13 protein-coding genes are annotated in these 19,255 nt (G+C 37.5%); all 13 read right to left on the reverse strand.

The features are described from left to right. Window positions 1-54: 54 nt before the first annotated feature. Window positions 55-1,779, reverse strand: coding sequence for a phospho-sugar mutase (locus HBB17_RS07875; protein ID WP_167956954.1), 1,725 nt, complete (start codon window positions 1,777-1,779; stop codon window positions 55-57). Between the two features lie 61 nt (window positions 1,780-1,840). After that, window positions 1,841-2,917 (reverse strand): SGNH/GDSL hydrolase family protein, encoded by a 1,077-nt coding sequence (locus tag HBB17_RS07880; protein ID WP_167956955.1) that lies wholly within the window; start codon window positions 2,915-2,917, stop codon window positions 1,841-1,843. Window positions 2,918-3,023: 106 nt separating this feature from the next. Further along, complete coding sequence (locus HBB17_RS07885) at window positions 3,024-4,202, reverse strand: glycoside hydrolase family 130 protein (RefSeq protein WP_167956956.1); 1,179 nt, start codon at window positions 4,200-4,202, stop codon at window positions 3,024-3,026. Further along, window positions 4,192-5,361 (reverse strand): AGE family epimerase/isomerase, encoded by a 1,170-nt coding sequence (locus HBB17_RS07890; protein ID WP_167956957.1) that lies wholly within the window; start codon window positions 5,359-5,361, stop codon window positions 4,192-4,194. The genes HBB17_RS07885 and HBB17_RS07890 overlap by 11 nt, the downstream gene beginning before the upstream one ends. A gap of 17 nt (window positions 5,362-5,378) precedes the next feature. After that, the gene (locus HBB17_RS07895) at window positions 5,379-6,746 is read right to left on the reverse strand and encodes a GH1 family beta-glucosidase (protein ID WP_167956958.1); all 1,368 of its coding nucleotides are present in this window, start codon (window positions 6,744-6,746) and stop codon (window positions 5,379-5,381) included. 466 nt (window positions 6,747-7,212) lie between these two features. After that, window positions 7,213-9,840 carry a bifunctional acetaldehyde-CoA/alcohol dehydrogenase gene (gene adhE / locus HBB17_RS07900; RefSeq protein ID WP_167956959.1) on the reverse strand — a complete coding sequence of 876 codons (2,628 nt, stop codon included), beginning with the start codon at window positions 9,838-9,840 and terminating at the stop codon, window positions 7,213-7,215. A gap of 641 nt (window positions 9,841-10,481) precedes the next feature. Next, a complete protein-coding gene (gene dapF / locus HBB17_RS07905; RefSeq protein ID WP_167956960.1) occupies window positions 10,482-11,318 on the reverse strand; it encodes a diaminopimelate epimerase in 837 nt (278 codons plus the stop codon). 75 nt (window positions 11,319-11,393) lie between these two features. Continuing rightward, window positions 11,394-12,395, reverse strand: coding sequence for a dipeptidase (locus tag HBB17_RS07910; protein WP_167956977.1), 1,002 nt, complete (start codon window positions 12,393-12,395; stop codon window positions 11,394-11,396). Between the two features lie 239 nt (window positions 12,396-12,634). Beyond that, on the reverse strand, window positions 12,635-14,005 hold the full coding sequence (locus HBB17_RS07915) for a putative glycoside hydrolase (RefSeq protein ID WP_238483702.1): 1,371 nt from the start codon (window positions 14,003-14,005) through the stop codon (window positions 12,635-12,637). Between the two features lie 241 nt (window positions 14,006-14,246). Further along, complete coding sequence (locus tag HBB17_RS07920) at window positions 14,247-14,747, reverse strand: SEC-C metal-binding domain-containing protein (protein ID WP_167956961.1); 501 nt, start codon at window positions 14,745-14,747, stop codon at window positions 14,247-14,249. Between the two features lie 103 nt (window positions 14,748-14,850). After that, window positions 14,851-15,873, reverse strand: coding sequence for a sugar kinase (locus tag HBB17_RS07925; protein WP_167956962.1), 1,023 nt, complete (start codon window positions 15,871-15,873; stop codon window positions 14,851-14,853). A gap of 181 nt (window positions 15,874-16,054) precedes the next feature. Continuing rightward, window positions 16,055-17,461 carry a glucuronate isomerase gene (gene uxaC, locus HBB17_RS07930; RefSeq protein WP_167956963.1) on the reverse strand — a complete coding sequence of 469 codons (1,407 nt, stop codon included), beginning with the start codon at window positions 17,459-17,461 and terminating at the stop codon, window positions 16,055-16,057. A 280-nt stretch (window positions 17,462-17,741) separates the two neighbouring features. Continuing rightward, window positions 17,742-19,235 (reverse strand): UxaA family hydrolase, encoded by a 1,494-nt coding sequence (locus HBB17_RS07935; RefSeq protein WP_167956964.1) that lies wholly within the window; start codon window positions 19,233-19,235, stop codon window positions 17,742-17,744. Window positions 19,236-19,255 lie beyond the last annotated feature (20 nt).

Consider the following 19,255-nt stretch of genomic DNA (forward strand, 5'->3'; position numbering starts at 1 on the left):
CCAACTTCAGCTGACATCTCCCTTATGTGCGAGTGTGCATCCCCCGGAGGGTTTCTATATAACATAATGATTCATTGCTTCTTTCAGTGCATTTACCTGCTCTTTTCCATCTTCCAATGAAGTGGCTTTCACGCCCATATAGAACTTGATCTTAGGTTCCGTCCCAGAAGGTCTTACACAACACCAGGCATCTTCTTCAAGTTCAAAATACAGTACATCTGATTTTGGTAATCCGGTAGAAGCAACCTCTTGGCTTTCATAACATAGGGAACGATCTAATAAATAATCACGCAGACCAAGTACTTTAATGCCAGCGATTTCAGGAATTGGCCTCGTTCGAAATTGCTCCATAATCTCTTGAATTCGTTTCGCTCCTTCTTGTCCTTTCAAGGTTATAGTATGAAGATCCTCCACATAGTAGCCATATTTCTGATAGATTACCTGCATCTGATCCCATAATGTACGTCCCATTGCTTTATAATAAGCAGCAGCTTCACAAAGGGCCATCACTGCAGAAACAGCATCTTTATCTCTCGCATAGGTTCCAATCAGGCAACCATAGCTTTCTTCAAATCCAAACAGGTACTTATAGGATTTTTCTTGTTCAAAGAATTTAATCTGTTCACCAATGTATTTGAATCCAGTTAATGTTTCAATACATGTAACACCATAAGCATTTGCTATTGCTCTTGCCATATTGCTGGATACGATCGTTGTTACAATTGCTCCTTGATCAGATAGTTTTCCTTCTTCTTGATATCTTGATAATAGATACTCACAGATCAACAACCCTGACATATTTCCTGTAAACGGCATATAAGCACCTGTTATTCGATCTTTCGCATATACACCCAAACGATCTGCATCTGGATCCGTCAATAAAATCACATCTGCATCCACATTCTTTGCTAGATTAAGAGCTAATGTAAATGCTTTCGGATCTTCTGGATTAGGATAGCTCACAGTTGGGAATCTACCATCTGGTTTTTCCTGTTCTTCCACAACATATACTTGGTCAAAGCCTATTTCTTTTAGGATTCTTGTAACGGGAACTAAACCCGTTCCGTGAAGAGGAGAATATACAACTTTGATTTGTTTCGCATACTCCCTCACGCGCTCTGGATCATGGACAAGTTTTTTCATCTCATCTATGTAGGCATCTTCCATCTCCTTACCAATCACTACGTAAAGTCCTTTTTCTTTTGCCTCCGTTTCCTTCATCGTTTTTGCCTGTGCATAATCCTTAATCGCATTTACTTCTGCAATGATTTCCTGATCAAGGGGATAGGTAATCTGCGCTCCATCCTCCCAGTAAACCTTATATCCATTATAATTCGATGGATTATGGCTTGCCGTAATAACAATACCCGCAATGCAATTAAGTTTGCGTACAGTGAACGATAATTGTGGTGTTGGACTTAATGTTGGATATATGTAAACTTTGATTCCATTTGCTGCAAGACACAATGCTGTTTCTTTTGCAAATTCTGCTGAACCAATTCGAGAATCATACGCAATGGCAACGCCTCTGTCCTGTCCCTGTTTATTACAGATAAAATTAGCTAATCCTTGTGTCGCTTTACGTACCGTATATCGGTTCATCCGATTTGATCCATTTCCTAATATTCCACGTAATCCACCTGTACCAAAAGCCAGATCACGATAAAAACGATCTTCAATCTCTGCTTCATTATCTTTAATTGATTGAAGTTCCGCTCTGGTTTCCTGGTCAAAATATGTATTGTTACACCATTCCTTGTATTTTTCCAAAGTATTCATACTCATTCTCATGCCCTTTCCTAAGTCTGGTGAATTTGTGCAAGACACAAATCATCCCACGTTAATCTTCCCAAATTTCATCACCTAATGACAAAAGATAGGTACTAAGTTCCTTTGCCATATCTTCTGCCTCTGGAATCCGTATATGTCCTGGCGTTCCACTTCCATTTTGAGAATATAGGAAATGTCTTATTCTTGGATCCTGTAGTTCCTTGGTAACTGCTTCAATTGAAGAATCCCAGTTTTTATCATGTTCTAAGATGGTTGTGGTAAGAACAATCCATGCTTTCGGATAAGTTTTTCGAATGGTACAGATCCATTTCTTATAAGACTCCCTCCAATGTTTTGCTTCTACACCATTGTAATCCTCTTTCATATAATCAAAAGGATGATTATCATTCTGACCAATGGCTACAATTACAACATGAGGGGTGTATTTCTTAAAATCCCACGCTGTTTTCGTGCCCAGATGTGGATTGTATTTGATCTTGTCCCAATTGTGTTCCATTCCATAAAACTCTGGGGCGCAAAACCATCCTGTTCCATCTAGTAAAGCAATTCCCCCTTGGGCTATATCATGCAATTGTGCCCCAAGTTTTCTTGCAGTAATCCAGGTGTAGGAATACCATGCATTGGAATACTCTCCATTATGCTGTGGGTCTGGTTTTTTCATATATTCCAGTGCTTCTGATACTTCACCTGCTGACACAGAATCTCCATACACTTCAATTCGTCTCTCTGGAAGTTTCTCTGTTTGATAAAGTTTAGCTTTCTCATCGATTACAAATCCAAACAACGTAAAATAATGACACCCATCCATCCGTTTGAATAAGAGGATTTCATGCTCTTTATCCTCTAACTCTTCTCCAATGGATAGAATCACTTTTTGTGAATCTTCAGGTAACAGAAGCCTTCCCTGTTCTCCATCTAATATGTAGCCAATATAATTATCATAGTAATCGTGTTGATTGCTCACTATAATTTTAATTTTCGTTCCCGTAAAACGAAATGTTACAAAACTGCATGGATAAACAAAAACAGGTTCTTCTGAGTTCGACCAATCAATTCTCCCGCAATATTGCAATTCTTTTTCACTAGGTGAAACGATTCGATCGGTTATCGGTATTCTTATTTCCATTTTCTTCTCCCATCTACAAACATTCCAATACTATATATAGAAACCACTTCGCCTATCCTATAAAAATTGTGAAAGACGAAATGGTTTTCATATCAGTTTTCGGCTCCTAGCCTTCCTTCTTTTCTAAATACGCTAGATTCTTTCGGATTAAATCACATCTTTGTTTCACACAATCTGGCGAGCGCAATGGATCACTTGGTGTATGGAATACATAATCGACTAAACGATCGATGGTAGTAGTCGCAACGTGCATTCTCGTATCAGAAGATGCATAATAGAGATAAACGTCTCCATTCGCTCTTGCGATTGCACCATTGGTAAATACAACATTGGATACGTCTCCCACTCGTTCTTCCCCCATTGGCGCGATCAAATATCCACTTGGTTCAGCAATTACTTTCCATGGTTCGTTTAAATCCGTTGCAAATGCATAAATAACGTATCGTAACCCTGCTGCAGTATTTCGTACTCCGTGTGCAATATGGATGAATCCTTTTTCTGTTTTAATTGGTACAGCTCCAGCACCATTCTTAACTTCTGTAATGGTATGATATTTTCGGCAACTTGTAATGATTTCTTCATCTATAACCGCATGTTCAATATCATCACACAATCCAAAGCCAATGCCACCGCCTGACCCTGTATCGATAAAATCATCCATTGGTCTCGTGTAAAAGGCATATTTTCCATTCACGAATTCAGGATGTAAAACAACATTTCTTTGTTGAGGAGAATGTAGTGTTTTCAAATTGTCCAAGCGCTCCCATGTCTTAAGATCTTTTGTTCGAACAATGCCAGCTGCTGCAACAGCTGCTGATAAATCACCCACACTGGTATCTTTACTTTCTGAGCAAAATACACCATAGATATAACCGTCTTCATGTTTTGTCAGACGCATATCATATACATTTACTTCTTCTTTACAAGTATCTGGTAATTCAACAGGATAATCCCAGAACTCGAATCCATCAATACCATTCTCACTCTCCGCTACTCCAAAGAAGGATTTTCTATCATTTCCTTCGATTCGTGCAATCAGATAAAACTTTCCATTCAGCTCGATGGCACCGGAATTCATTACTGCGTTCACGCCAAGTCGCTCCATAAAATATGGGTTTGTCTCTACATTCAGATCGTACTTCCAAGTTAATGGAATATGCTCTCTTGTCAATACAGGATTTTCATAACGTTCAAAAATACCATTATAAAAATCAGCAATCTTATTCTCCCTATGTATTAGTGTATTATATTTCTCTAATTCTGTAAAATAATTTTTATGCAACATCAATATTCCTCCTTATAATTTCAAAACACATTCTTCCGTTGTGATATGGGCATTTCCATGGTTCAACGATTGGCCTCTTATCTGGATTTCCATACTCATCAATTTGCCAAAACCATTCAGAACCTTCCCTGTGATCAACAATTTTGCTGTCGATAAACTTCCAAATATCTCTCACCGCATCTTTGTAGCGTTCCTCTCCTGTTTTTTCGTATGCATTCAAGAAACCGACAACCGCTTCTGCCTGTACCCACCAAACACGATTTTTGTTGGGAATTCCATTCTCACACTCATTCATTAAAGAATGTTCTTTATAGGCTACTTGATAGATCTGGTCTTCCAACACTTCTGTAATCGCTCTTACCCGTTGGATTAAATCTTCTTCCTGAAGGACTTCACAACCACGGTCCAGCAGCCATGCAGTTTCAATGTCATGTCCATAGGAATGCAGATCAAGTATCGTATTCATATTCTTATCAAAAAAGACTTCTAGTCTTCGTCGTTCTTTGTTAAACACTTTATTCTCAAACATATTCAATATGTTCATTAGCTGCTCTGCTACTGCTTGATTTTTGGTAACTCGATAAAGCTCTGTATATGCTTCAAATACATGCAATAATGTGTTCATGGTTTTCTCTGCCATTACTCCATTTTCCGATAACTTTTCATTACTTTCAGGCTGAAAATCATAGGTGAATGCTTCTAGATATCCAACTGAATCCTTACACTTTGTTTCAATAAGGTGATAGATCTGTTCTGCAAAAATTCGTGCTTCTTGCTTATTCGTTGCAGCATAATAGGAGCTTAACGCATAGATAGCAAACGCCTGATTATACGTATGTTTTGTTGGGTCATTCACGGTGCCATCATAATTAATCGACCAATAAACACCACCATAAGTGGTATCCATACAGTACTTGATCATAAATTCATATGCCTGCTCTGCATACGTTAATAGTCTCTCATCATGCATGGTAAGATAGGCATTGGAGAAGAACCATAATATTCTGCTATTTAATATACAACCTTTCACTGCCTTTCTATCTAATTTTAGATTATAGTCCAGCAAACCATAATACCCACCGAATGTATCATCTTTTAGATTTTCCCAAAATGGGAGAATTTTTGTTTCCAACATTACTTTTGCTTCATCCACAAGCATGTTACTTCCTCCTCAACTTATTTGATGATTAGATTTGCCCCATTGCTATTAATCACATCTTTATACCAATAGCCTGAATCCTTAATTATTCTCTGTTGCGTTTCAAAATCTACATAAACCATACCAAATCGTTCTGTATAACCACAATTCCATTCAAAGTTATCTAGTAAAGTCCATTCAAAATATCCTCTGATATCAATCCCTTCCTGAATGGCACGATCTACTTGTAACAGGTAACGATGTAAGAAATCAATGCGGTTTGGATCATGTACTTCTCCATCTAGTGATACTGTATCATGGCAGGAAATACCATTTTCCGTTACATACATGGGAATGTGGTATCGATCGTTCTGAAATTTCATTCCCCAATAGATACATTCTGGCGTTACTGGCCAGTTAGTTGCCGTCTTGGAAAGTCCCACTTTACGATTTACAAATTCCCACGGACTGTTTTCTCCCGCTTTAACCTGATAACCGTTGTATATATTCTGTCCTAAGAAATCCAATGGTTGTTGGATTAATTTCATATCTTCTTTTGTTATCTTTGGTAGATAGGCATGATATTTGCGGAGACCATCTTCTGGATATTCCCCCAAAATCACTGGATCACTCCACCAGCTTACATTCCAGGTCCAACGCTCAAAATCTGGGCAACTAAAATAACATTGTCTTGCTGCTTCAATATCTTCTGGTTTTGAACTTGCTGGATACGCAACACCACAGGTAGGTGCATATCCTACTTCAATTGGTTGTTTCGCATATTCTCGAAGCATTCGTGTTGCATTACCATTTGCTCGTAATACGTTATGTGCCATCTCAAAAGTATCTCTCAATGGCAGTTTGATTCCAGGGGCATGTTCTCCTGTTAAGCACCCAAGCCCCACAAAGCATTGTGGTTCATTGAGGGTAAAAAACTTTGTAACACGATCCGAAAAATACGTTGCTACAACCTTTGCATATTCTCCAAACCAATCGATGCATTCTGGATTCAACCACCCACCTTTTTGATATAACGCATATGGCAACTCCCAATGATATAAGGTTATGTACGGTTCAACTTCATTCTCTAGCATGCAATCAATCAAATCATTATAGAAAGCAATCCCTTGTTCATTCACCTTTCCAATTCCATTTGGTAAAATTCTTGACCAATCCATTGAAAAACGATAAGCACGTATGCCCAATTGTTTCATTAATGCAATATCTTCCTTGTAACGGTGAATATGATCACACGCCACCTCAGCAGTATGCCCCTCTTTAATCTTCCCTGGTTGCTTTCCAAAGATATCCCAGATTTCTTCACCCTTTCCATCATTCTCTGCCCTACCCTCAATTTGATAGGCAGAAGCTGCAACACCCCATACAAATTCTTTCCCGAACGCCATACTTCTTTCCTCCTTTTTCTTATGCAATAATTCATATGAAATGGATTGTTAATAATTAATTTAGCAATTTTATTAAGCTAATATTAATCTCTTAAACAGATTAATTTATTTTCCTATACTCAAATTATAAGCAGACATGAACCAACTGTCAATGTTTTCTTTTTGATTTTTATCAAAATGTTTTCAAGCATCTTTCCACCCATTTTTCATTCATATTTACGGAAAATATATGATCATCCACCAGCTGCAACCGTATTGTTCTACTATAATGGTTTGGGTGTCAAAAACCCTTATTTATTTTGATGTCCGTCAATTTGCACAATTTAAGTTTGTCTAACATGTAATACAGGATATCGTTCACTCGCAACCCAACACGTGGCACAGAGCCGAAAAAAAGCCAAAAAAACCCCCGGAAGAAACCTTCCAGGGGTTTTGGCAGAATTTTGATTTAATTAATCTCTATTGATTATTTACCGTAGTAAACTTTCAAGTACATTTCTTTGATTTCTGACATTAATGGATATCTTGGGTTAGCTCCTGTACATTGATCATCGAATGCTTGCTCAACCATCTTGTCTAATGTGTCTAAGAAGTATTTTTCATCTACGCCATAATCAGCGATTGTTTTCTTAATACCAACTTTTTCTTTTAATTCTTCGATTGCTTTTAATAAGTTATCGAATTTTTCTTGATCATTCTTACCTTGAATTCCAAGGAAGTTAGCACATTCTACGTATCTTTCCATGCAGTGTGGATATTGATATTGTGAGAAAGTACCCATCTTAGTTGGAACATGAACAGCGTTGAATTTCATTACTTCTGTAATTAATAATGCGTTAGCAACACCATGTGGTAAGTGATGGAATGCACCTAATTTATGTGCCATTGAGTGACATACACCAAGGAATGCATTTGCGAAAGCCATACCAGCCATAGTTGAAGCATCACCCATTTTTTCTCTTGCATGAGGGTCAGCTGCACCATTTTCATAAGCACTTGGTAAATATGTGAAGATGTTCTTCATTGCTTTTAATGCAAGACCATCTGTGTAATCAGTAGCCATGATTGAAGCGTAAGCTTCTAATGCATGTGTTAATGCATCGATACCAGAAGCACTTGTTAATCCTTTTGGTTGGTTTAACATCATGTCAGCATCAATGATTGACATGTTTGGTAATAATTCATAATCAGCTAATGGGTATTTAACACCAGTTTGTTCGTCAGTGATAACTGCGAATGGTGTAACTTCTGAACCTGTACCTGAAGAAGTAGGAACAGCGATGAAGTATGCTTTTTCACCCATCTTAGGGAATGTATAAACACGTTTTCTGATATCCATGAAACGCATAGCCATATCCATGAAGTCAGCTTCTGGATGTTCGTACATAACCCACATAATCTTACCAGCATCCATAGCTGAACCACCACCGATTGCGATAATGCAGTCTGGTTCGAATGCTCTCATAGCTTTTGCACCTTCTTTAGCACATGCTAAAGTTGGGTCTGGAGCTACTTCGAAGAATGTAGTATGTTGGATACCCATTTCATCTAATTTATCTGTAACGCATTTTGTGTAACCATTCTTATATAAGAAAGAGTCAGTTACGATAAATGCTTTTTTCTTGCCCATTACGTTCTTAAGTTCATCAAGAGCTACAGGAAGACAACCTTTCTTAAAGTATACTTTTTCAGGTGCTCTAAACCAAAGCATGTTTTCTCTCCTCTCTGCTACTGTCTTGATGTTGATTAAGTGTTTAACACCTACGTTTTCAGATACAGAGTTTCCACCCCATGATCCACAACCAAGAGTTAATGATGGAGCTAATTTGAAGTTGTATAAGTCACCGATACCACCGTGTGAAGAAGGGGTATTGATAAGAATTCTACAAGTCTTCATAGCTTCTTGGAATTTTTCAATCTTTTCTTTTCCAGTTCCAACATGGATATATAATGATGAAGTATGACCATAACCACCATCAGCAACAAGTCTTTCTGCTTTTGAAACTGCTTCATCAAATGTTTTTGCTTTATACATAGCTAATACTGGAGATAATTTTTCGTGTGCCATTTCTTCTTCGATGGATACAGATTCAACTTCAGCGATAAGAATCTTCGTTGCTTCTGGTACATCAAATCCAGCTAATTTAGCGATAGTAACTGGTTTTTGACCAACGATTTTAGCGTTAAGAGCGCCATTGATAAGGATTGTTTTTCTAAGTTTTTCTGTTTCAGCAGCGTTAGTGAAGTAACATCCTCTATCTTGGAATTCTTTCTTAACTTCTGCGTAGATTTTTTCATTAACGATAACAGATTGTTCGGAAGCACAGATCATACCATTATCGAAAGTTTTTGAATGAATTAATGAGTTAACTGCTAATTTAACATCACATGATTCGTCCATGATTACTGGAGTGTTACCAGCTCCAACACCAAGTGCTGGTTTACCTGAAGAGTAAGCAGCCTTAACCATACCAGGACCACCTGTAGCTAAGATGATATCAGCGCTCTTCATAACTTCGTTTGTTAACTCTAATGAAGGAACATCGATCCAACCAATAATTCCAGCTGGTGCACCTGCTGCTACTGCTGCATCAAGAACAACTTTTGCTGCTGCAATTGTAGAGTTTTTTGCACGTGGATGTGGGCTGATGATGATAGCATTTCTAGTTTTTAAAGCAATTAATGTTTTGAAAATAGCTGTAGAAGTTGGATTAGTAGTTGGGATAACTGCTGCGATCAAACCAATTGGTTCTGCAACTTTCTTGATTCCAAAACTAGTGTCTTCTTCGATAACGCCACAAGTTTTTGTATTCTTATATGCATTGTAGATATATTCTGCTGCGTAGTGATTTTTGATAACTTTATCTTCAACAATACCCATTCCAGTTTCTTCAACTGCCATCTTTGCTAGTGGGATTCTTTGTTTGTTTGCAGCTGTAGCAGCGGCTAAGAAAATCTTGTCTACCTGTTCTTGTGTGTAAGTTGCGAAAATTTTCTGAGCTTCTCTGATTTGATTCATCTTTGCTACTAATGCATCAACGTTATCAACTAAGCCAGTTGGTTGTACTGTAGCTTGTTCTTCTTTCTTTGCCATTCCAATTATCCTCCTAATTTTGAAATCATACCGTATCCAGAGGGGTTCCTCATGAATACTACTTCTTGGATATAAACTTCTTAACTACTTCAAACATAAAATCGCATCTATGTTCTTTTCGTTATTAACTGAATAATTACGTTAAATAATTAACAAGAATCTCGACAATACTTTCTTCGAGATATTGTTTATCTTTTAACAAAGTCTATTTTATAATGTTGTTAATTATTTGTCAATGTACATATTAATCAAAAAATCGATATTATTCTATTTTTTTTATGCAATTTAACACATCCCGCCTTATGCCCCCCCTCTAGCTCCTTTCTTTGTTAATTTACTCCTCTGTTTCCAGTATTTTTTCGTTATATTGCACATAATCATCATACAATCTTATAATCTACGAACGAATTCGCTTATCTAATTCCTATAATAAGATTTGTTCTTCGCACCGAGCACAGTCAGTGTCAGTCATAGCTAATCTCTACCTTATACGCAAGTGCGCATACCCGGAAACTTCTATAATAGGAGGTCGGAGGATTTTCTTATTTAGAAAAAAAGAACGTTTAACAAGTCCAAAAGGAACTGTTAAACGTTCTTTCTCTCCTACTGAATTAATCACCAAGTCCATAAAAATATCCTTATCACTCTATGTCCCACTCCCCGTGAAACACCATTTCTGCGGGTCCACGCATATAGACATGATTGGTTGCTTCATCCCAGTTGATGGTCAATAACCCACCATCTAGAATCACATCAACTCTTCTCGTTGTATATGCATGTAATGCACTGGCAACTGCACAGGCACACGCACCTGTTCCACAGGCTAATGTAAGTCCCGTTCCTCGCTCCCATACCCGCATACGTAAGATATGATCGGTAATCACTTCTACAAATTCAATATTACAACGTTGTGGAAAGATTTTATGTTGTTCTAGTAAAGGTCCTATCTTTTCCACTTCCACCTCACATATATCCTCAACGAATACAACTGCATGTGGATTTCCCATAGAGACACAGGTTAACTGATATGTTTGATCATTCACTTTGACAGGCAAGTTCTTTGTTATTTGATTATCAGATATAACAGGAATATCCTCTGGCAGAAGCCCCGGTTCTCCCATATCTACTGTTACCATTTTAACAATATGATCCTCAACTTCTAAGAAAATGTGTTTCACTCCGGCTAATGTTTCAATATAAAGTTCTGTTTTCTCTGTTAAGCCTTGCTCATATACATATTTCCCCACACAACGGATTCCATTTCCACACATCTGTGCACGTGACCCATCTGCATTGTACATATCCATTCGATAATCTGCCACACTTGAAGACTTGATCAATATAATTCCATCTGCACCTATTCCAGTATGTCTTCTGCATAATTGCATTGCTAAATATTTGGGTTCTTCTACTTTCTCCTCCATTGCATTAATATAGATATAGTCATTTCCCAGTCCATGCATCTTACTAAACTTCATAGATCCGCAACCTTTCAATTCCACTATTCTATACTATGCCCTTTTATTCTCCCCTATACCCGAAAGAGTTAATCCTTACAGGATTTCTTTGTATACACGTAGCACATTCTTATAGCAAATGGCTTCTATCTCATTTTCTGTAAAATCTGCTTTTCTCAAAGCCTCAACAAGTTTCTGTATATGGGAGGCATTGGTAATCTCTACGTCACCTTCGATACCATCAAAATCTGTACCAAGTCCAATACACCCAATTCCACCAATCTTACGCATATGCTTAATATGCGCGATCATCTTCTGAATACTTGCATAAGCATTTCTATTTTCATTTGCTGGCACCTCGTCGAGAAATGGTGGATAAAAATTAATCCCCATAACTCCTCCACGCTCTGCAATCCTTCGGATCATATCATCCGTCACGTTTCTACAATGATTACAGCAATGCACCGTATTGGAATGGCTTGCAACAAACGGTTTTCTTGTATAACGTAGAACATCATAAAATCCTGCATCGGATAGATGAGAAACATCAATGATCATTCCCAAACGTTCCATCTCCTCCACGAATGCAATGCCATATTCTGTTAATCCTTGCACGGTATTACGGGATTTACGGTCAGGTTCTTTTCCTTCTTCATCTATAAAATTCGGATATCCGATTCCATTCTCGAAATTCCATGTAAGCGTAATCATTCTCACACCCAACCGATAGAACGTTCGAAGATATTCTAATTTTCCCTCTGCTTCTCCCCCCTCTTCAATGGTAAGCAGTGCAGAGATTTTCCCCTCTCGTTGGTTTTTCTCTATCTCTTCATAGGAACGTACCGCACGAATTACATCTTGATTTGCTTCCATTTCTTGATAGAAGTAATCAATATAGTGGATACTATCTTCAAACATATTCGGATGCTTTTTCAAGGATTGAAAAATAGCAAAATTCTGAAGCATATACTGTCCTTTTTGCAACTTTTCCAGATCAATATGTAACGAATTGTGCCGCAAGTTTTCTTGACTTTGCTCCTTTTTTCGTTTGTTATATAATTCTGTGATCGTATCACAATGCATATCAATGATCTTCATGGATTCTCCTTCTGATTCTATTTCCATTTCTTTTTTTACACTATCTTTCCTCTTATTTTTTGTTTACTTCTAGCTGCACTTTTATTTTTATTATGTTGATGCGTATTTCATAATCGTATCTTTTATCTCGTATTGCATATCCCATATTTCATATTTCATATCTTATATCTTATATCTTATATCTTATACAATTCGTATTTCATACAATTAGGGTACGATGGGTGTTTCTCTATATGATACTATTCGTTAACCTCCGCAAATGCATCCACTGTATATTGGTTGCTTCCATTCCACATGATCCATTCCTCATACCCAGCATCATAGACCCCTTTAATCTGCTCAAGTATCTCTTGCTTTTGATACTTTTGATAGTTATCAATCCAGGATGCTGTAAAATCTTGCAGCCATGGGCGTACAATTGCTTGGTGTTCTCCAGCCTTTTTAGCGGCCAGAACTTCCTTGGAATTCTCTAGTGCTTTCTTAATTAAGAGATAAGGTTCCAAATCAGGGTAATCAATTCCGTAGGCTCCATTTCCATAGTGGGAAGGATAGATCATAGGACAAATGTAGTCTAGATATTTTGCCATCTTCACATAACTTTGCCCAACGATCTTTGCATCCACCTTACTTCCAATGATTGTTCCATATACATCTGCTGATATATAGACACCCAATGGGTTCAATTGTTCATAGGCATATTTTGTAAATGAAGTAATCGTTTCAATCTTTGACTGCTCTTTTGCAGCCTCTCCAAAATCCGCATTTTTGATTCCACTGTCAGTAGAAAATCGAATATAATCGAATTGGATCTCATCAAATCCTAAGTTGGCTGCTTCCGTTGCTACACTCACTAGATATTCCCATACTTCCTTTTTATATGGATTCACCCATGCCAATCCTGCTTTATCACGAAAGATCGAACCATCTGGATTCTTAATGCTAAGTTCTGGTTTTTTCTCTGCTAAGATGGGATCTTTGAAGGCGACAATTCGTGCAATCAGATAGATGTTCTTTTCTTTTAACGTTTGTATCAATTGTTTCATATCGGTTATATAATTGACAGGCGCACCAATCTCTTTCGCAAGATCATTATCCATTTTATATGTAATTTCACCGGAATCATTCTTAATATCGATCACCATTGCATTCAATTCCGTGGTATCCACAAGATTAATCAGTTTATTCATATTCTTTGTTGAGCCTGCCATCTGCCCCGTTACATAGATACCTTTCACCTTACATGGTTCTGTTTTTTTTGCAACATCCGTCTCTTTCGTTTCATCCGACTCTCCAGCTAATTCATTATCCGAATATTCTCCTGTCTTTTCCTCTCCGTTTTGTTCTGTTGCCCCTGAACCATCTTTCTGTTGTTCCTGCTCTTTTTCCTCCTGTTTTGGCACAGTCTGCTCAACCGTATCCCTTAATTTTTCTTGTTTTTCATACTCTTCTATCGTTTTTACATAGGAATAGGTTGGTTCGTCTTTCGATACCTTCTCAAACAGCTCAACTCCAGTAGCTGCTATACAAACCGAGCCAATAATCAGTAATCCACCCAATAAAAAATTCCTTACTCCACGATTATTATCATTATCTTGCTTCATTTTTCCCATAAGCCACCCTCTATTCCTTGTTATATTCTATTCAAACATACTATAATTTAGCATTTAATCTATCTAGCAATCATGTAAACTTGTAAAACATTTGACAACGTACTGTGAACCAAATAGTATACTTCCGAAACATTAGAAACGAGCCCTGCGCTTTACTGTAACTTATATCCCGCACAAAAAAACTGCTACATAATGTATGAAAACATTACGTAACAGTCTCTCATTCTTCGAATAGATGGTATTATCTACCGCAGCATTGTTTGTATTTTTTACCTGAACCACATGGACATGGATCGTTTCTACCAATCTTCTTCTCTTTCACAATTGTTCCAGATTTCTTTGATTGAAGGTATAACTCTTTTCTCTTATCTGGAGTTAAGAGGTTGTCCCATGCTGGTAATTCATATAACCAGTCTGCTTTGCATCCAACCATGTTATAATAAAGTTTTTCTTTATCGAAGCCAAGGTTTACTTCTGTATTCTCATCCATTGTCTCAATTGGATTTGGATTTTTTAAACTTTCATCAATACCATCTAAGAAACCAGTCATGATTTCAATAGTAGTATCGTACTTTTCTGCTAATTCTTTAACAGTTCCTGTTACAACATTCTCAGGATCTGCTAATAATTGTTCATAGATGCCTTTTTCAATGTTGAAATAATTAGCCCAAAAAAGCTGACCTTGTTTTTGGTTTGTATCTTGAGAGTAAGCATGCTCTCTCCATTGTTCTAATAAACTCATGTTAACCCTTCCTTTTGCATTGGTGTTCATTGCTCGTTTCAGTATATCATACCTTGTAGGGCAATTTCAACCGAAAATTTGCAATTCCCCCAGAGGATTGCATTTATCGATTTAATTCGCTGACTTCTTTTAATCCGGAATGCTCTTCCATAATACGAGTAACTTCGTTAAGATTTGTGGAAAGAACATCTCCTGGAATGGTATTCTTAAGTGAGCTCACAACATTACCAAACTTTAGAGCTTTCTCACAATCATCGTATTGAAGTAATCCATAAAGTACGCCTGATACATATGCATCACCACTTCCAATACGGTCTACAACTTCAATGTTTTCGTATGGTTTTTCTTGATAATACTGATCTTCCACCGCATTATAGATCATAGAGTTGAAATGATGTTTCTTCGGACTAACGATTATTCTCTCTGTCGTTGCAACAATCTTCACGCCATATTCCTCGGCATAGGACTTCATAATATCCTTCAATTCGCCTTTCTTTGCAAACATTCTTCTTGAAGTTTCTTCTGAAACAAATAATACATCCACATAAGGTAAGATTTTTTTAATTGTTTCTCTCGCTTCATCCTCACTCCATAAGTTTGCTCGATAGTTCACGTCAAACGAAATCTTTGTTCCCTGTTCTTTGAATTTCTTGATGACCTCTACTGCTGTTTCACGTAATTGGCTAGACAATGCTAATGTGATACCACTTGTATGGAACAAACGAGTAGAACGATACACTTCTTCTGGAATCTCATCTACTGCTAGTGTCGTAATGGATGAATGGGAGCGATCATATACAACGGATGTTTTTCTTGGATAAGCACCATTTTCATAATAATAGATTCCAAGTCTCGAATCCCTCGCTTTATCATATAGAAGGAAATCATCACTTACACCGCAGAATCTAATGTGGTTACGCACGAATACTCCTAGATCATTTTGCGGCACTTTGGAGATGATTCCTGTACGCAAACCAAGGGCAGAGATTCCAGAAACAACATTCAATTCTGCGCCTCCTGCACATTTTTGAAAGGTATCTCCACGTACGATTCTTTCATTATTCGGTGTAGATAAACGTAATAAAATCTCACCTAATGCCAATGCTGCATATTCCTTTTTTTCCATGCTGATTCCTCTTTCCTCGCTTATGTAGCGAAACGTAATTTATAACAACCTTTATATATTTATTTCAACAAATGGTGCCATAAGAAGACATACGTTCTCTGGCACCATTAATTATATCATTGTTCCTGTTCAAATCAAATCATGAACATACATCATAGTCGATACGAGCAAGCTTCATCATCTATAATGAAAATCCGAAATATCGAACTGCATTGTTATAGGAAATGTCTTCGATCATTTTTCCAAGAACTTTTTCATCATTTGGATATTCTCCGTTCTCAACCCAATTACCAACTAATTCGCATAAAATTCTACGGAAATACTCATGTCTTGTATAAGACAAGAAGCTTCTTGAATCCGTTAACATACCGATGAAATTCCCTAACAAACCAAGATTTGCCAACGAAGTCATTTGTTCTGTCATTCCTGTTTTATGATCATTAAACCACCATGCGCTACCTTGTTGGATTTTACCAGCTATTGAAGCATCTTGGAAACATCCAAGAATTGTACCAATTGCAGCATTGTCATATGGATTTAAGCTGTAGATGATCGTCTTTGGAAGTTGATCGGTTGCATTTAGTGCATTCAAGAAATCAGCCATTTGAGCAGAAGGTGCATAATTATTAATACAATCATATCCTGTATCTGGCCCTAATTGATTAAAACGGAATACGTTGTTGTCACGTTTACATCCATAGTGCAATTGCATTGCCCAGTTTAAACGATGATATTCTTTGCCAACGAATACCATGAATGCTGTTTTGAATTTTAATTCTTCTTCTCTCGTTACTGCTTCCCCTTGTAATCTCTTTGCAAAGATTGTTTCGATCTCTTCTTCTGTTGCTGGTGCATACATCACATATTCTAATGCATGGTCAGACACTTTACAACCATTTGCTGCAAAGTAAGATAGACGTTCTTGTAATGCTTTCTTTAGAGATGCAAAGGTTGTGATTGTAACACCGCTCACTTCAGCTAATTTATTCAGATATGTTACATAATCCACTTTTTCAATATTCATAGCCTTGTCAGGTCTCCATGCTGGAAGAACCTGTACATCAAAGCTCTCATCTGCTGCGATTTTTTGGTGCCATTCTAAAGAATCCACCGGATCATCTGTTGTACAGATTAAGGTTACACCTGATTGTTTTATCAGATTACGTACACTCATAGAATCTTCCTGTAACTTCGCATTACATAAATCCCAAACTTCTTGTGCTGTTTCTGCATTTAAGTGTCCTGTATAACCAAAGTAACGCTGTAATTCTAGATGGCTCCAGTGATACAATGGATTTCCAATCGCTTTTTCTAATGTTTCTGCCCACTTTTGGAATTTTTCACGATCCGTCGCATCTCCCGTGATGTATCGTTCTTCAATACCATTGGAACGCATTTGACGCCATTTGTAATGGTCACCACCTAACCAAACCTGTGTAATATTCTCGAACTTACGGTCATTGGCAATCTCTTCTGGATTGATATGACAATGGTAATCGAGTACAGGTACCATCGCTGCATGCTCATGATATAATTTCTTTGCTGTTTCTGTTGACAATAAAAAGTCTTGATCCATAAATTGTTTCATACTAATTCCCATGCCCTTTCTTATGTCTGGCGATCTTGGTTCCTATCAAAACCGCCTGTTTTGCGGGTCAACACGTCATGTTCACATATGTGCAAGCCAGGTGTGAAATGACCTTTTGATAACCCTTGCCAATGCACGAATTGCTTCGTTGCTTTGCAACTCTCGCAATTCTAAAACATTCGCAATCCGCGCTCCGCGCTCCTTGCTCATGTTTTGCGGGTCAACACGTCATGTTCACATATGTGCAAGCACAATGTGAAATGACCTTTTGACCCTTGCATTATAATATTACGCCATCGCGGAATACGGAGATTTCTTTGTATCCTCGTTCTTCGTTCTTGGTTTTCTTGCCTGATGCTACATCTAGTAGGTATCTGAAGAATTCATCGGTTACGGTTTCGAATGTCTTACCTTCTAAGATTTGTCCGGCATTAAAATCGATCCAGTTTGTTTTTCTTTCATATAATTTGCTATTTGATGAAATCTTCACGGTTGGTACTGGTGAACCGAATGGGTTTCCACGTCCTGTTGTGAATAAGACCATCTGTACCCCACTTGCCACAAGATTTGTACAAGATACCTGGTCATTACCTGGTCCAATGAGTAGATTCAATCCACATTTTTCTACTCGTTCTCCATAATTTAATACGCCTACTACTGGTGCATGACCACCTTTTTGTGTACAACCAAGTGATTTTTCTTCTAAAGAAGAGATTCCACCTTTTTTATTACCTGGAGAAGGATTTTCATAGATTGTCTGATCATACTTTGTAAAGTAATTTTTAAAGTTATTGATCAAATCCACTGTCTCATCGAATGTTTCACGGTCTACGGCACGTTCCATTAATAAGGTTTCTGCACCAAACATCTCTGGTACTTCTGTAAGAACGGTACTTCCCCCTAAGGAAACAACACGGTCATTGATTCTACCGCAAAGTGCATTGGCTGTAATTCCAGAGAATGCATCGGATCCACCACACTTGAATCCCATGACTAATTTGTCAGCAGATACGGTTTCTCTCTTGCATGTAGAAGCGTATTCTACTAATTCTTTCATAATGTCCATACCAGCTTCGTATTCATCTTCCACGTCCTGTGTAATCAGGAATTTGACACGATCCTGATCATAGTCCCCAAGTACTGGTTTGAATACTTCTAAATTGTTATTCTCACAGCCAAGGCTTAATACTAAGACAGCTCCTGCATTTGGATTGTTAATGATTCCTTTTAATATGTGTTGTGTTCTTTCATGATCCTTTGTTAACTGGCTACAACCCATGTTGTGGGTAAATGCACAGATATCATCCACCTGATCACCAAACATTTTTTTTGCTTGTTCTTCTAAGATTTTGGCTGTTGTATTCACACAACCAACCGTTGGAACAATCCAAACTTCGTTACGAATACCAACTTTTCCATCTTTTCTTACATAACCTTCAAATGTATAGTCCGTTTTTCCTTTAAATGGTTCAAACACTTGCTCGTTTTTCTTATACTCATAGTTTAAAACACCATCAAGATTTGTCTTTAGGTTATGCACATGAATGTGTTCACCTTGTTTAATATCACAACGAGCATGACCAATTGGATGACCATATTTGATGATATTTTCATTTTCATTTATATCAAATAGTGCGATCTTGTGACCGAATGGGATATCATTCTGTACTGTGATTTCATTTCCATTCACATTGACAACTTCTCCCGCTTTGATTTCTGATAATGCCACTGCAACACTATCCTTATCCGAGATCATGATTACTTTATTTTCCATAGAGACCGTTTCCTTCCTCT

The sequence above is a fragment of the Anaerosporobacter faecicola genome (assembly GCF_012070565.1).
GTDB lineage: Bacteria > Bacillota > Clostridia > Lachnospirales > Lachnospiraceae > Anaerosporobacter > Anaerosporobacter faecicola.